Here is a 596-nt window from a genome sequence, read left to right as displayed (position 1 = left end):
GGCCAAGCGCGAGAGGGTCGAGTTGAAGGCGCTGGCCGTGGCCATCCGTGAGCACCACGATCTTGCCGAGCGGCTCGATCTGATCAACAGCATCGATGGCATCGGGCTAAAGACCGCGATTATCATTCTGGTGCGGATGCCCGAGATCGGTCAGATCACGCGCGAGCAAGCAGCCGCACTGTCAGGGCTTGCCCCTTACGACGACGACAGCGGCAATCATTTCGGCGTCCGTCACATTGCCGGCGGACGTGAACGGCTGCGCCGCGCGCTCTTCAATGCCGCTCTACCGGCGTCCTTTCGCTGGAACCTGCAGCTCATCGCGTTCTATGGAAAGCTTACAAGGGCCGGCAAGGAGCACAAACGCGCTTTGATCGCCTGCGCCAGAAAGCTGCTGATTTTCGCCAACACAGTTGTAGCCCGCGGCACGCCCTGGCAGAAAAAATCACCTGAAATCGCCAGCGTGCCAACCATCTGATCGCGTTTCTTTGTTCGGCCGAAGTACCCGTTTCTTCGTCCCGACCTGCCGTCACAAAGACGCCGCGCGCCGCGGCCGTCAAGGCTGGCCGTCGCTCCGGCCTCACCCCATCTCCAATGCC

General features: G+C 61.6%; 1 protein-coding gene. It reads left to right on the top strand.

Annotated features, from left to right (window positions below; translation table 11 throughout):
* Positions 1 to 475, top strand: a 475-nt coding sequence (locus FXV83_RS40930; RefSeq protein WP_210250802.1) for a transposase, incomplete at its 5' end; no start/stop codon positions are given.
* Positions 476 to 596: the final 121 nt, after the last annotated feature.

Origin of the sequence: Bradyrhizobium hipponense (genome assembly GCF_008123965.1) — a bacterium.
Classification (GTDB): domain Bacteria; phylum Pseudomonadota; class Alphaproteobacteria; order Rhizobiales; family Xanthobacteraceae; genus Bradyrhizobium; species Bradyrhizobium hipponense.
This window is presented reverse-complemented; position numbering and strand designations above follow the sequence as displayed.